Origin of the sequence: Agromyces mediolanus (genome assembly GCF_023715325.1) — a bacterium.
GTDB classification, from domain to species: domain Bacteria; phylum Actinomycetota; class Actinomycetes; order Actinomycetales; family Microbacteriaceae; genus Agromyces; species Agromyces mediolanus_A.
The window spans coordinates 1-428 of record NZ_JAMBNX010000061.1 but is presented as its reverse complement, the minus strand read 5'-3'; the positions used below and the strand labels follow the sequence as shown (position 1 = coordinate 428).

Sequence of the window (428 nt, the reverse complement as noted above, 5' to 3'; positions counted from 1 at the left end):
AGCCAAGGACGCGAAGCTCGGGGCTGCGGCAAACGCTCGTACTTCTGTCGCTCTTCCATCTGGATACGCGGGGCCGCTCAAAGGGGGAGCGATCCTCGCTCGAAGAGTATGTTTTCAGGCAACGCTGGTTTGGAGAGGGTTTCTGACGGGGAGCCGAACCACCGGTCAATGCCGCGCGAATATTCGGATCGTGCGCACCCCGCCGAACTCGGACATCGCGACCTCCTTGACCGGCTTGTAATCGCGCGCCAGCCTCATCCGTAGCAATCGCCACGCGGCGGGACGGGGATGGCGGGCACCGGGGGCATCTGCCGCCACGATCACCGCGGGGCGCGTGCCCAGGATCCGGGCAAGCTCCGCCATCGCATGGGCTCCTGTCGCATCGTGCTCCTCCTCCGTCGACAGGTGTTCCGGGAAAACCCAGCGCG

1 protein-coding gene is annotated in these 428 nt (G+C 65.7%); it reads right to left on the bottom strand.

Annotated elements, in window-relative coordinates; all coding sequences use genetic code 11:
* Positions 1-165: 165 nt before the first annotated feature.
* On the bottom strand, positions 166-428 hold a 263-nt coding region (locus M3147_RS19080; protein WP_251204971.1), incomplete at its 5' end, for a hypothetical protein.